7 protein-coding genes are annotated in these 13,955 nt (G+C 62.5%); 4 read left to right on the forward strand and 3 right to left on the reverse strand.

The genetic code is table 11. From position 1 onward, the window contains the following. Nucleotides 1-5 precede the first annotated feature (5 nt). On the forward strand, nucleotides 6-752 hold the full coding sequence (locus tag QEN71_RS08280; RefSeq protein WP_201659526.1) for an SDR family NAD(P)-dependent oxidoreductase: 747 nt from the start codon (nucleotides 6-8) through the stop codon (nucleotides 750-752). Between the two features lie 52 nt (nucleotides 753-804). On the opposite strand, the gene QEN71_RS08285 is transcribed toward QEN71_RS08280, so the two are convergent. Then, nucleotides 805-2,016 (reverse strand): toll/interleukin-1 receptor domain-containing protein, encoded by a 1,212-nt coding sequence (locus tag QEN71_RS08285; protein ID WP_201659524.1) that lies wholly within the window; start codon nucleotides 2,014-2,016, stop codon nucleotides 805-807. Nucleotides 2,017-2,110: 94 nt separating this feature from the next. Between QEN71_RS08285 and QEN71_RS08290 the strand changes: the two genes are divergently transcribed. Continuing rightward, on the forward strand, nucleotides 2,111-3,556 hold the full coding sequence (locus QEN71_RS08290; RefSeq protein WP_201659521.1) for a toll/interleukin-1 receptor domain-containing protein: 1,446 nt from the start codon (nucleotides 2,111-2,113) through the stop codon (nucleotides 3,554-3,556). A gap of 4 nt (nucleotides 3,557-3,560) precedes the next feature. After that, nucleotides 3,561-7,607 carry an NACHT and WD repeat domain-containing protein gene (locus QEN71_RS08295; RefSeq protein ID WP_201659518.1) on the forward strand — a complete coding sequence of 1,349 codons (4,047 nt, stop codon included), beginning with the start codon at nucleotides 3,561-3,563 and terminating at the stop codon, nucleotides 7,605-7,607. Between the two features lie 64 nt (nucleotides 7,608-7,671). Here the strand turns inward: QEN71_RS08295 and QEN71_RS08300 are convergent, their stop codons facing one another. Together QEN71_RS08300 and QEN71_RS08305 are read right to left on the reverse strand one after the other, a co-directional pair. Beyond that, nucleotides 7,672-10,215, reverse strand: coding sequence for an adenosylcobalamin-dependent ribonucleoside-diphosphate reductase (locus QEN71_RS08300; RefSeq protein WP_201659515.1), 2,544 nt, complete (start codon nucleotides 10,213-10,215; stop codon nucleotides 7,672-7,674). A 909-nt stretch (nucleotides 10,216-11,124) separates the two neighbouring features. Next, nucleotides 11,125-12,141: a GlxA family transcriptional regulator gene (locus QEN71_RS08305; protein ID WP_201659512.1), complete on the reverse strand. Its 1,017-nt coding sequence runs from the start codon at nucleotides 12,139-12,141 to the stop codon at nucleotides 11,125-11,127. Nucleotides 12,142-12,657: 516 nt separating this feature from the next. Between QEN71_RS08305 and QEN71_RS08310 the strand changes: the two genes are divergently transcribed. After that, complete coding sequence (locus tag QEN71_RS08310) at nucleotides 12,658-13,932, forward strand: serine hydroxymethyltransferase (protein ID WP_201659509.1); 1,275 nt, start codon at nucleotides 12,658-12,660, stop codon at nucleotides 13,930-13,932. The last annotated feature ends 23 nt before the right edge of the window (nucleotides 13,933-13,955 follow it).

Here is a 13,955-nt window from a genome sequence, read left to right on the forward strand (position 1 = left end):
AAACGATGGATCTGCAAGGAAAGGTAGCCGTGGTGACGGGCGCGGCATCGGGTCTCGGACTCGCGACGTGCAAGGCGCTCAAGGCGGCGGGCGCGACGGTCGTGGGATTCGACCTGAAACAGCAGCAACTCGACGACGCGCTCGGTCCGCATATGACGGGCATCGCCGTCGACGTCTCCGACGATTCGAGCGTGCAGACGGCGATCGAAACCGTGGTGGGCGTGCATGGCGGTATCCACGTCGCGGTGAATTGCGCGGGCGTGCTCGGGCCATGCAAGACGGTGTCGAAGGGCGTGCTGTTTCCGATGGATGTGTGGAACCGTGTGCTCGCCGTGAACCTGACGGGCACCTTCAATGTGATCCGCCACGCGGCGCTCGCGATGACACGCAACGACACGGCCGAAACGGGCGAGCGGGGCGTGATCGTCAACACGTCGTCGGGCGCGGCGCGGGCGGGGCAGATGGGGCAGGCCGCCTACAGCGCCAGCAAGGCGGGTGTGATGGGGATGACGTTGCCGATCGCACGCGACCTCGCCGAGCACGGCATTCGCGTGGTGTCGATTGCGCCGGGGCTGTTCGAATCGGGCATGTCGGCGGGCATGCCGGCGAAGGTCTCGGACGGGCTGATCGACAAGATGCTGTTCCCGCGCCGGATGGGCAAGGCGCAGGAGTTTGCGGCGCTGGTGCGGCACGTCGTCGAGAACGCTTATCTGAATGCGATGACGCTTGATATCGATTGCGGCATGCGTTGATGCTAAACCTGGGCGCGCCGGTTCGGTTGGGAGCGAACCGGCGTCGATTGCGTCACCCTTCGCCCGGCGTCGACAGTGCCTTCATGTGCGCTCTCAACTCCCTTTCGGCCTCGCGCAGCAGCTTCACACGATCGGTATCGTGTCCCAGCATCGCGATAGCGTCTGCGGCTTGTGCGTCTAGTATCGATTGCAGCAGTTGAGGATGTACACGCGGATCGAGGCGCTCGACGGCCAGCTTGAGCGCCTTCGCCGCCTGATACCCGACAAAAGGCTTTTCCGATCCAATCATCTTCACCAGAAAAGGAAGCGCCTGGGCCGTAGCGAATGTCTGCAGTATCGCTATCGCGGCCAGGCGCTCTCCGGGCGCGCGACTGCTGGATAACTCGGAAAGCATCGGGTAGCAACTCACCGCGATCGATTTCATGCTCTGGAATATCTGTTCCATACGCGCGGTCCGCTCCGCCGATGCTGACATCCGCTGTCGGGTCATTTCATACAGACGCGCGTACGCATAGATCTGCTCGCGAATGAGCTCCAGGCTCTGTGCGGTCTGATCGGCACGAACCGCCGCCGTATTGACCGGCGTCCTCTGTGGCCGAGGCTGGGAAGCGAGGTTGCCGATTTCGCGTGCAATCTCTTTGAACGCGTCGTCGCGCGAGGGCCATGAAGTCACTGGCTGCTGGTTTCGCGGCAGAGGCTGCAGTGCGCTGAAACGGGACTCCTCCCACAAGCATGGCCGAAGCAGAACTGGAATAACGTGGATATCTTTTTCTTTCACGAGGGCAAGCGCCCGGTCGACCTCGACGCCGAAACTGTACTCGGATGCAAGGAAGTCGGCGCTGACGAGCAAAAGAATGATATCCGCGGACTCCAATGCATCGCTTATCTCCTGATCCCAGTCTTTTCCGGGGGTGATCTTGCGGTCGTGCCATTCCTCGATCTTCCCTTGTTGAACAAGCGTTGCCAGATGGGACGCGAGATTGGCCCGCAATTCCGCATCGACATGAGAGTAGGAGTAAAAGACACGTCGGCTCATGTGGGACTCTCTTTGAATGCCTGTTGTGACCTTGAAAAAATAGACCACACTTCGCGCGCTTTCCAGCGACACCAGCCAAACGTACGTTCGTTCGAGCAAACTTGTGCAGCGTCCGGCGAATCCTTTAAACGCTGCATCGACAGTGCGCTCCCGCATCAACAGGTCAACTTGATCTGTTGGATTGTCCGCACAACAATTCAAATAGATTTCGCGGATTTCGTTTTGCATTCGTAAGCTCATATCGTCGGCATACCGTTGCCCGCAAGCGGACCTCGGCGCGCGAGCCGGCACGACATGCAGGGTTCTCTGAATCGGAGCCGCCATGGGCTACGTGACCGGATACGAACACGACATCTTCATCAGCTACGCGCACATCGACAACACGCCGTTCGGCACGGAAAAAGGCTGGGTCACCGCATTCGTCGACGATCTGAAGAACTATCTCGACCGGGGACTGGGCTGCCGGGATGTGTCGATCTGGATGGACCGCGAGCTGACCTGCAACGAAGCGTTCGCGGGCAGCATCGAGGATGCGTTGCGCAACAGCGCGACGCTGCTGGTCGTCGCGTCGCCAGGCTATCTGGGCTCGGAATGGTGCAAGCGCGAGCGCAATGCGTTTCATGGCGCCGTGCGCGAAAAAGCGCGCTCCGGTTCGCGCATGTTTCGCGTCGATCTCGACGATCTGAACCGCGACGATCTGCCTGCCGAGATCGGCGCCATTCTGCCGTGCCGTTTCTGGGCTAAAGACAGAAACGGAAACCCGCGCACGCTCGGCATGCCCGTTTGCGACGCAACGCGGGGCGACGACTATATTTCCGAACTCACGAGGCTGCGCGTCGATCTTGCCCGCGAGCTCAAGCGTCTGAAATCCCTGCATTCGAGCGACGCCGTCTCGCCGCTTGCGTCGCCCGCCATTTATCTCGCTGAAGTCACCGACGATCTCGACGGTCTCAGAGACGAACTCGATGCCTACGCGAAGCAGGCTGGTTTGCGTGTGCTGCCGGAAGCCTGGTATCCGCGCGACGACATGACGGAGTACCGACGCCGGATGACGGCCGACCTCGCACAGAGCAAGGCCTATGTGCAACTGCTGGGCGGCTTGCCGGGCAAGCGGCCGCCCGGCTGGCCGATGCGGCTCCCCGCCGTGCAGTGCGACGCCGCGCGCCAGGCAGGTTTGCCGATCCTGCAATGGCGGGCCCGCGAGGTCGATCTGGAAAGCGTGAAGCAGACCTGTCCCGAGCACTACGAATTGCTGATGGGCGCCGACGTGCGCATGTGTGGCACCGAAGAGTTCAAGCGCGCGGTGATCGACGAGGCGCTGCGTCCGGCGCGCAAGGCGACCGAGAAGAAGAGCCATGCTTCTGACATTCACGTGTTCGTGAATTCGGCGACGCCGGACCTCGAGCTGGCGAGAGCCGTCTGCAAGCTGCTCGGCGACGAAGGCATCGGTTCGTCGTTGCCGCTGTCCGACGAAAGCGCGAAAGTTGCCGACGTGCGCGAAGACCTCGAAACGCAATTGAGTACCTGCGACGGACTGATACTCGTGTACGGCAGCGCGCCCGTCGCGTGGGTCCGGCGCCAGTATGCGCAGGGCAGAAAGATCATCAGTCAGCGCGAGAGCCCGCTCATCGCGATGGGACTCGTGGATGGGCCGCCGCCCGAGAAAGCCAGCGTCGATTTCCAGGTGCCGAACATGCACAGCCTCGACTGGCGCAACGGCATCCGGCCCGACATCTTGCGCGAGTTCATCGCGGCATTGCGAGGCTAGCGCCATGAACATCGTCATCGAAGTGGGCGCGATGCTGGCGACGGGCCCTTACCCCGGACTTCGCCCCTTCCGGCACGACGAAGTCGAGATCTTCTTCGGCCGCGAAGAACAGACCGATGCGCTGCTCGAGAGATTGCAGCGTTCGCATTTCGTTGCGGTGGTGGGGCCGTCGGGATGCGGCAAATCTTCGCTTGTGCGAGCCGGCATGTTCGCGTCGCTGGAAACGGGTTTTCTCGCCGACGCAGGGACCGACTGGCGCATCGCCGACATGCGTCCGGGAGACCGGCCCATCGAGCGCCTCGCCGAAGCCTTGCTCGCGCCATCCGCGCTCGGGCGGGAGTGGGGCGACGATCCGGGTGCGGCGGCCGTCCTGCAGACGATGCTGCGATGCGGACCGTACGGTCTCGCGGAAATACTCAACGAAGCGCATCTGCCGCCCGATACGAATCTGCTGCTGCTCGTCGACCAGTTCGAGGAGATATTCCGCTTTCGCGAGCAGGGCAATGCCAATGATGCCGATGCCTTCGTCCATCTGTTGCTGACGAGCGCGATGCAGCGCGATGTGCCTGTCTACGTCGTCATCACGATGCGCTCCGATTTCCTCGGCGAATGCGCGCTGTTCATGGGGCTGCCCGAGGCCATCAACGAAAGCCAGTACCTCACGCCGCGACTGACGCGCGAGCAGATCCGCGCTGCGATCGTCGGCCCGGCGCGGGTGTTCGGCGGCGATGTCGAACCCGTGCTGGTGAATCACCTGCTCAACGAGATCGGTCCCGACCCGGACCAGTTGCCGCTGTTGCAGCACGCTTTGATGCGCATGTGGGGACGGGTCGGCGAACGTCATGCGCAGTCGACCCCCGATGATCCGCAGGCGGCCATGACGGCGACCTGCGAGATGACGATGGCGGACTACGAGGCCGTCGGGGCGTTGTCGGACGCGTTGTCGAGCCACGCGGACCAGGTGCTCGCCAGCCTCACCGAGCGTCAGCAGGACATTGCCAGAGTCATGCTGAGCCGGTTGACGGAGCGCAGCGTCGGCAAGCGGGACATCCGGCATCCGGCGCGCGTCGACGATATCGCGGCCGTCGCCGGTGTGCCTGTGGAAGAGGTCCTCGACGTGGCGCAGGCGCTGCGTCAGCAGGACCGGAGCTTTCTGACGCCGCCGCCTCCCGCGCCGATCGATGCCGCGTCCGTGCTGGACATCGGCCATGAAAGCCTGATCCGGCAGTGGCGCACGCTCGCTCGCTGGGTCGAGGAGGAGGCGTCGTCGGCTGCGATGTACCGGCGTCTGGTGCAGACGGCGCAACTCTGGAAGCTCAAGCTCGCCGCGCTCTGGACGAACCCCGATCTCGACGAGGCATTGAAGTGGCGTCAGCAGCGCGCGCCCAGCAAGGCATGGGCGGCGCGCTATGGAAGCGCCGAGGACTTCGAGACGGCGATGGATTTTCTCGCGAAGAGCGAGGCCAACGAGAAGCTCGTGCAGGAAAAGACGCGTGCCGCCCAGCAGCGCGAAATATGGTCGCGGCGGATGGTCTGGATCAGCGTCGGTCTGGTCTTGCTGGTGATCGTGGCGGGCGGTCTGGCGTTGAAGGCCTGGCAACTGGGCAATCAGGCGCGTTCGCGTGAAATCGCCGATTACGCGCTGCAGCAGACGGAGCCCGGGCGAGATGCCGAGCTTGCGCTTCTGCTCGCGCTCGAGGCAGAACGCAGGGCATCGACGCCGCAGTCCGAGGGCGCGTTGCAGCAGGCGTCGCTGACGAGCAAGCTGCGCATGCAGATGGGCGGCAAGGACGCGCAAGCGCAGCTCTTGCCGGATGGGCGGGTCCAGCTCACGCGAACCGATGACGCGAAGCACACGACGCTCGAATTGCATGCCGCCGATCCGTCTTCCCGGCCCGTGTCGATTGCCGGCGCGACGGGCGCAGGATTCAGGACCTGCGCGGGCGGTTACGGCCTGCAACTCCTTCCTTCTGGAGGCGGCGCGCGGCTCGTAGAGACGGCGACGGGCACAATCACGCCGATACCGCAGGAAGGCGTCGTGAATGCGAAGCTGGGCCCGGACTGCAGCTTCATCGCGCTGGAGACGCGGGATCACCAGGTGCAGATCTGGCAGCGCCAGCCGTTGCAGCGTCTGCCCGTGAATTTCGATTTCGTGCCGAGCCTGCGATGGTTCCAGTTCAGCCCCGACTCGAAGTACGTTTTCGCGCAGGGCAGCGACAATCAGCTGCATGTATGGGAGGCACGCACGGGTACGCCGCTGCCGATCGTCGCGGATGGCCCGTCGCACGGCGGATACGCGCTCTTCAGCCCGGCCGGCACCCGCATCGTCACCTACGGCAAGGACAGCCCGGCCGTTCTCTGGCGGACAGATACTGGGGAGCATGTCTCGACGATAGCGAATCCCGGTCAAGTGTTCACGATGGCCTACAGTCCGGACTCGAAGCGGCTTCTGACCATCACGGATAAAAAGAGCGTCGATATCTGGTCCGCCGACGACCCCGGCGTAAGAGACTCGGCGCAAATTCCCGAGGGGTTGCAACTGGTATCGGCGGAATTCAGCCCGGACAGTGGCGAGGTTCTCTTCAGCACGAAGAGCAATGCGTGGATATTGCCTCTCCAGGGCAAGCGCTGGCGTGAATTGAATCCCGGCAAAGATGGCTACGACGGCGAAGTGAGAGTCGCGCACTTCAGCAAGGACGGTCGCTGGATCGTGACGGTCGGAGCGTATGGAACGGCGAGATTGTGGGACGCAGAAGCGGGCGTCGTCGTCGAAACGTTCTCTGCGGGGTTTGTCACCGATGCCCGCATCAGTGACGATTCGCACTTCGTCGTCACGAAGAGCCGGGACGGCGCTGCCCGGATCTGGGATGGTCCCGAGGTGGGTGTCGAGACGCTCATGGCGACAAGCGGTGCGGACCAGCGTGCAGTCAGGGCGCCGAATCCAGACTTTCTGCCGGCCATTTCGCCCGACGACAAGACCTTGCTCGCAGTCGATTCCAAGGGCTTTGCGGGCATCTGGTCACGTGCGACGGGCGCGTTCATTGCGAGGCTCGGCGGCAAGGGTCAGGCGCAGCCCCGCGTCTACTTCAGTCCGGAAGGCGACCGCATCGTCACGTCCGGCGCGGACAACGCGGCGAGAGTCTGGGACGCGGGCACGGGCAAGCCGATCGCCGTGCTTGGCCCGTTTGCCGGCACGAGTCTGACGGCGGCGGCGTTCACCGACAGCACTCACGTCTGGACCTACGAGCAGGCCGACGACAAGACAGTGTTCAAGGTGTGGAGCCTCGCGGACGGCAACAAACTGCTCTCGGAGCGCGAAGGGCCTGCCGATGCGTCGTGTGCGTCAATCAGTCCCGACGCGCACTGGCTGGCCGCCTGCCGGCCGGGAAAGAACGACGACGCGCCAGTCATCGATGTGTTCGATCTCACGTCGCAGGCGCGGACGCCGCTGAAATCATTGACGGGACACATCGGTGGAGTGAAGGACGTGTACTTCAGCCGCGACAGCAAGTATGCGATTTCGGTGGGCGCGGACGACACGGCGAGAGTGTGGGAAACGCAGCACTGGAATCTGGTCTCGAACCTGACGGGGCACGACGGCTCGGTGGAAGGCGCCTGGTTCGGTCCCAATGACGACGTGATCGCCACCGTCGACAGCAATCACAAGGTGCGCATCTTCGCGCGGCACACCGGGCTTCAGATATCGGCGGCGGAAATGGGCGGCCATACGGCGGCGCTCACCGCGCTCGCTTTCAGTCCGGATGGAAGATGGCTGGCGACGGGCAGCGAGGACCAGACGGTGCGAGTGTGGGATACCGTGACAGGCCGGGCGGTGTCGGTGTTTTACGGACATCAGGCGACCATCTTTGCCGTTGCGTTCGGCAACGACAAGAACACGGTCATCGCGGCGGGCGAGGACGGCACGATCAGAACCTACAACTGCCGTGCGTGCGTGCCCGCCGATGCGTTGATCGCCGTCACACAACGGCGGCTCGAAGCGATCGACAGAACGTCGTTGACGGCGGCTGAGAAAAAGAAGTACTTGCAGTGATGTGAAGAGTTGAATGACGCTCGCGGCACGATGCAGGAACGTCAGACTCGTCGTTCCTGCGGGCTCATCCGCACGCCCCAATCTCCCCACACGCCGTGCAAAAATCGCAGCCATCCTTTCGAATCACCGCATTCGCGCCGCAATTGCCGCACTTACGGCCATGCATGGTGCGCAGTTCCTGCGCGCTGCGTGCTTCATCGGCAGAGCCTTCCGCGATGGAAAGCACGTTGTCCGCAGCCGATACATGGCGATTCGCGTCGTCGCCGGGCAGGCGCGACAGAAGGCGCGACGGCACCTGATTGCCTTCTGCATCGAGAAAGCCGCGCCGGTGCAGGATCTGCTGAATCGCATACGCGAGGGCGGCCACTTCCGAATCGTGCCAGCGCGGCGAACGATGTCCGTCCAGCCGCTGCACGTCGCCGAGTCTGACCTGTCCGCGATCCCACGACACCTTGCGCAAGTCCTGCAGATTGCGCGCGACAAAACCGCCCCGCGCAGCCAGCGACAGCGAGCGCATCGTCGCCGTGATCCATTGCTGCGATTCGTCGCGCTGACCGGCGGGAATGAAGAACTCGATAGGGCGCTCGATCGTCACTTCCTCGCCGCCGACGCGCCCCGTCACCTCGATGAACGACACGGCAAGATACAGCGATTTCTTGCCCGCCGCCGTCAGATACTCGACCTTCTCGATGATTGCGGGCAATTCGCCTTTGGGCCGATGATCGATGGCAATGCGCAACGGATCGAGATCGGCTTCGGCGAGCGCATCGTCGGCCGTCGGCGCGGGTTCGGGCGTCACGCTCAGCACGGCGCCGAGCGTTTCGTTCGGACGATAGGTCGCGAGACCTTTCAGCCCGCCTTTCCACGCATCGAAATAGAGGTTTTCGAACGCGTCGAACGGATAGTCGGCGGGCACGTTGACGGTCTTGGAGATTGACGTGTCGATGTACGGCTGCACGGCGGCCATCATGTCCAGATGATCGCGCGCCGACATTTCGAGCGCGCTGACGAAATAGTCCGGCAGATGACCGACGTCACCGCCCATTTCGCGATACAGACGGTACGCGTGATCCTCGACGGCGAACTGCTCGCGGCTGCCGTTCGCCATCACCTTCATACGCGTGTAGGTCCACGAAAACGCGGGCTCGATGCCGTTCGACGCGTTGTCGGCGAACGCGAGGCTGACCGTGCCCGTCGGCGCGATCGAGAGCAGGTGGCTGTTACGGATGCCATGCTTGCGGATTGCGTCCTTGATGTCGTCGGGCAGACGCGACGCGAACGTACCGTCTTCCAGATAATGCTTTGCGTTGAAGAGCGTGAACGCGCCGCGTTCGCGCGCGAGTTCGACGGACGCGCGATACGCTTCGTCGCGCATTAGCTTCGCGATGCGCACCGCGAAATCGCGGCCTTCCTGCGAGTTGTAGCGCAGGCCCATCATCACGAGCGTGTCGCCGAGTCCGGTGAAGCCGACGCCGATGCGCCGCTTCGCACGCGATTCGTCGTACTGCTGTTCGAGCGGCCAGAGCGTGACGTCGAGCACATCGTCGAGAAACCGCACGTGGGTGCGTGTGCGCTGCGCGAGCGCATCCCAGTCGAACGACGGCTTGCCGCCGTGGCGCTGCGCGAACGGATCGAGCACGAAGCGTGTCAGGTTGAGCGGACCGAGATTGCAGCAGCCATAAGGCGGCAACGGCTGTTCGCCGCACGGGTTGGTGGCGCGGATCGCTTCGACGGCGCGCAGATTGTTGTCGTCGTTCATCCGCGAGATGAACACGACGCCGGGTTCCGCGATGTCGTACGTCGAGCGCATGATGCGATCGAAGATGTCTTTCGCGCGGTACTCGCGGTAGACCCACATGCCGTCGTCGCGCTGACGCACATCGTTGGCTGCGCGCGTCGCGGGCGTCGGTTCCGCGCGATGCACGAGTTGCCACGTCGCGTCGCTTTCGACGGCTTGCATGAATTCGTCGGTGACGGCGACGGAGACGTTGAAGTTGTTCCAGCGGCCCTTCGAATGTTTCGCCTCGATGAATTCGAGCAGGTCGGGGTGCGTGCAATCGAGCACGGCCATCTGCGCGCCGCGGCGCGATCCTGCGCTTTCGACGGTGCGGCACGATGCGTCGAACACGTCGATATAGCTGCACGGTCCTGAGGCCGACGAACTCGTTGTTTTCACACGCGCGCCGCGCGGGCGGATCGCCGAGAAGTTATAGCCGACGCCGCCGCCACGTCGCATTGTTTCGGCCGCTTGCAGCAGCGCGACGTAGATGCCGGGCAGGCCCTGATCGTCGACGCCCTGAATGCTGTCGCCCACTGGCTGCACGAAGCAGTTGATCAGTGTCGCCTGGATGCCGGCGCCTGCCGCGCTCATGATGCGGCCTGCGCCGAGTGCGCCGTTCTGAAGGTTTTCTACGAAGCGGGCTTCGATTGCGGGGCGCAGTGCTTCTGGTTCGGCCATGGCGACGCCGCGCGCGACGCGACGGTAGACGTCGTCGGCTGTGCGTTCATCGCCTTTGGCGTACTTTTCCAGAAGGACGTCGAGGGAGAATTGCTGCGGCGCGATTGTCGTGGAGTTCAGTTGCGACAGGTCGTTGTCGGTGTCAGCCATTGAGATTCCTCTAAGGGGTGACTGGCGACGGCGGCACGTCGCGCTTGCAGCGTTCACCTTAGCTCAGTGTGCGGTTGCGCGCAAATCGCGCAGGGATTGTGCCTGGTGTGGGTCAAGGTTTGGGTTTTTTTGTTTGCGACGCTAGTCGGCATTCCGGTTTTTTTCGCTTTTTGGTTTTCTGCTTTTTGCTGCGGTGGCATCCGCGATTTCGTATCGGTGCTTCTCGCGTTGCCCCTGTGCGGGGCGGCACCTACTTTTCTTTGCAGCGGCAAAGAAAAGTAGGCAAAAGAAAGCCGCTTTTGAACCTACGGTGCCCGCCAGGATAACGCTACGGCACACGGTCTTTGAGCGGTCGCGCAGTGACGCAAACACTCCGTAGAAAGTCCGCAGTCAGGCGCGCGCGGCGCGAAAGTTGACATCCACCTGGGGCACATTCGGTCAGCACGTTTTTTTTGCATTGCCGTCAGTTGATTGCGGCGGTATGTGCTCCAGACTGTGTGGGGGCTTTTCGCGCCGTGCGCGGTTGACTGCGGGCTCTCTACAGGGTGCGGACGTAGCTGCGCAATGGCTCAACTGCAGCATGCCGAAGCGGTATCCGGGCAGGCACCGGAGGTACAAAAGCGGCTTTCTTTTGCCTACTTTTCTTTGCCGCTGCAAAGAAAAGTAGGTGCCGCCCCGCACAGGGGCAACGCATGAAGCACAGCTACGAAAACGCGGATGCCAGCGCAGCAAAAATCAAAAGACCACACAGGGGCAACGCATGAAGCACAGATACGAATTCGCGGATGCCAGCGCAGCAAAAATCAAAAGACCGCACAGGGGCAACGCATGAAGCGCAGATACGAATTCGCGGACGCCAGCGCAGCAAAAAAGACCAGCATGGCGACTAGCGTCGCAGACAAAAAACCATCAAGCATGCAACGGCGCCCCAACAAGCACATCCATAACCGGATGCGCCAACGGAGCAACTTGTTTACGCCGCTCCCGAGTAGGAGCGGTCCCAAAAGCATCGCGATAGCTCTTGGAGAAATGACAGGCAGACTGAAACCCACAAGCCATAGTGATATGCATAATCGACATATCAGTCTGCAGCAAGAGTTCACGCGCGCGGCGCAGCCGCAAAGTCAGATAGTAGTGAGTAGGCGTCATGCCTAAATGCTCACGGAACAACCGCTGCAACTGCCGCTGCGACATATTCGCGAGCCGCGCCAACTCTTCGCGAGAAAGCGGCTCTTCGATATTGTTCTCCATCAACGCAATGACTTCGAACAACGACTTGTTCGCGGACCCAAGCCGCGCCACCAACGGCATACGCTGCTGCGCGCTGTTGTCGCGCACATGCTCGACGATGAACTGTTCGGCAATCTGCGTGACACGCGGCGTACCGACACGCGCGGCGATCAGGTTCAGCATCATGTCGAGCGGAGCAACACCACCGGTGCATGTCACGCGATCACGATCGATCACGAAGAGTTCTTTAAGGAATCGCGTGTCGGGAAACTCTTCTTTCAGCGCCGACATGTTCTCCCAGTGAATCGCACACGCATAACCCGCCAGCAAGCCCGACTTCGCAAGCGCATACGTGCCCGTGCACAGACTACCCAGCGCGACGCCCGCGCGCGCAAAGCGGCGCAGCGTCGACAGATGCTCAGGCGTGGTCTCGCGCTGCACGTCGATGCCGCCGCACACGAAGACGATGTCCGGCGTGCCGATGCATTCGGCCGGGCCCGTGTCGACGGACAGACCATTGCTCGCCGTGACGGACCCGCCGTCCGGACTGATGATCGACCATCGGTAGAGCGATTGCCCGCTCAGATAGTTGGCCATGCGCAGCACTTCGATCGCATTCGTGAACGCGATCATCGTGAAGTTGGGCAGCGGCATGAACGCGAAGTGCGACAACGACGCGGTGCGATCGGGCGACATGGTTCGGGCGTTCCTTCAGCTCGATGTTCTGTTACGGCCGAGTGGGGAAACGGCCTTTCTTATTCTGCGAGCGAGCGCAACAAGCATGCCATACGGCTAAACCCTGGCTGGATAACCGGCATGCGGCAGTGCATTCGCGCCAGCGCACCTGCGCTGTGCAAGGTCCGCACTGTCCATGAGCCTGCGCCGCTCCCGAACGGTGCCCGTTCTGTCGCGTGCTGTGGACGGGACGCTGCAATGCACCATCAACTCATCGCTCCAATTCGATTAATTGACGCCGCCGATTAGCACGAGCGATCACTTGTCCAAAACGGACTTGCATGGCGGAAAAGGTAAAGAACGCGTCTGAAATCGTAAATTGACCGGTCAGGCGAAAGACAAGAATAGAGCCAACGGTGGAGGTAGTGCAAAGCCAGTCCAGGCAAGGGATAGAGCGGAATCAGGGACGGCGGCCCCGCACTCTCTTTTCGCTTTTCAGTCGCTTTTCAGTCATCAACGGTCAACTGAACGGAAGCCATGTCGAACGCCAACCCATTCTTCTCGCAGCCCCTCGCCGAGCGCGACGCAGCCGTGCGCAAGTCGGTCCTCAAGGAACTCGAACGCCAGCAGTCGCAGGTCGAACTGATCGCGTCGGAAAACATCGTGTCGCGCGCAGTGCTCGAAGCTCAAGGCTCGGTGCTGACGAACAAGTACGCGGAAGGCTATCCCGGCAAGCGCTACTACGGCGGCTGCGAATTCGTCGACGAAGTCGAAGCGCTCGCAATCGAACGCATCAAGAAGCTTTTCAATGCGGGCTTCGCCAACGTGCAGCCGCACTCGGGCGCACAGGCGAACGGCTCCGTGATGCTCGCGCTCGCCAAACCCGGCGACACGATTCTCGGCATGTCGCTCGATGCGGGCGGCCACCTGACGCACGGCGCGAAGCCCGCGCTGTCGGGCAAGTGGTTCAACGCCGTGCAGTACGGGGTGAATCGCGAAACGATGCGCGTCGACTACGACCAGATCGAAAAGCTCGCGCATGAGCACAAGCCGTCGATGATCATCGCCGGCTTCTCGGCCTATCCGCGCGAACTGGACTTCGCACGTTTTCGCGCGATCGCCGATAGCGTCGGCGCGAAGCTGATGGTCGACATGGCGCACATCGCAGGCGTGATCGCCGCGGGCCGTCATGCGAATCCCGTCGAGCACGCGCACGTCGTGACGTCGACCACGCACAAGACGTTGCGCGGTCCGCGTGGCGGCTTCGTGCTGACCAACGACGAAGACATCGCGAAGAAGATCAACTCGGCTGTCTTCCCTGGCCTGCAAGGTGGCCCGCTGATGCACGTGATCGCGGGCAAGGCGGTCGCGTTCGGCGAAGCGCTCGAAGACAGCTTCAAGACCTATATCGATAGCGTGCTGGCCAATGCGCAGGCACTCGGTGAAGTGCTGAAGGACGGCGGCGTCGATCTCGTCACGGGCGGCACCGACAACCATCTGCTGCTCGTCGATCTGCGCCCGAAGGGTCTGAAGGGCACGCAGGTCGAGCAGGCGCTCGAACGTGCAGGCATCACGTGCAACAAGAACGGCATTCCGTTCGATACGGAAAAGCCGACGGTGACTTCGGGCATTCGACTCGGCACGCCGGCAGGCACGACGCGCGGCTTCGGCGTCGCGGAGTTCCGCGATGTCGGCCGGATGATTCTCGAAGTGTTCGACGCGCTGCGCACGCATCCCGATGGCGATGCCGCCACCGAGCAGCGCGTGCGCCGCGAAATCTTCGCGTTGTGCGAACGCTTCCCGATCTACTGAGCCGCGAACCGTCCGTCAAAAAC

It is taken from the genome of Paraburkholderia sabiae (assembly GCF_030412785.1).
Lineage (GTDB): Bacteria > Pseudomonadota > Gammaproteobacteria > Burkholderiales > Burkholderiaceae > Paraburkholderia > Paraburkholderia sabiae.

Bases quoted from the DNA above. Each gene is read 5' to 3' on its own strand.
- QEN71_RS08280 (WP_201659526.1), top strand. From the start codon at position 6: ATGGATCTGCAAGGAAAGGTAGCCGTGGTGACGGGCGCGGCATCGGGT.
- QEN71_RS08285 (WP_201659524.1), bottom strand. From the start codon at position 2,016: ATGCAAAACGAAATCCGCGAAATCTATTTGAATTGTTGTGCGGACAAT.
- QEN71_RS08290 (WP_201659521.1), top strand. From the start codon at position 2,111: ATGGGCTACGTGACCGGATACGAACACGACATCTTCATCAGCTACGCG.
- QEN71_RS08295 (WP_201659518.1), top strand. From the start codon at position 3,561: ATGAACATCGTCATCGAAGTGGGCGCGATGCTGGCGACGGGCCCTTAC.
- QEN71_RS08300 (WP_201659515.1), bottom strand. From the start codon at position 10,215: ATGGCTGACACCGACAACGACCTGTCGCAACTGAACTCCACGACAATC.
- QEN71_RS08305 (WP_201659512.1), bottom strand. From the start codon at position 12,141: ATGTCGCCCGATCGCACCGCGTCGTTGTCGCACTTCGCGTTCATGCCG.
- QEN71_RS08310 (WP_201659509.1), top strand. From the start codon at position 12,658: ATGTCGAACGCCAACCCATTCTTCTCGCAGCCCCTCGCCGAGCGCGAC.